A 234-nucleotide genomic window follows, 5' to 3' on the forward strand; every position below is an offset into this window, starting at 1 on the left:
TAATCTTTTCTGCACTTTTTTTAATACGGGCAAATTCTTCGCGATCATATTGCTTAGGCAAGTCAACCCAGCCTAAATAATCACTGCCTGCACCCGTTTGCTCATGAATATTATGATGGGCTACCTTCACAAAATCTTTTAAATATGTAAGCTCATGTTCTTGAAAGAAAGGTAACGCTTTCGAGTAGTCAAATTGAATATGTGTCATCGCTTGTAAGCCCTCCATTACGTTAG

Annotated in this window: 1 pseudogene; it reads right to left on the reverse strand. The window is 38.0% G+C overall.

From position 1 onward, the window contains the following. Positions 1–208, reverse strand: a pseudogene (locus SB775_RS33990) (glucose-6-phosphate isomerase); the annotation flags it as partial. Positions 209–234 lie beyond the last annotated feature (26 nt).

The organism is Peribacillus sp. SIMBA_075, assembly GCF_046534585.1.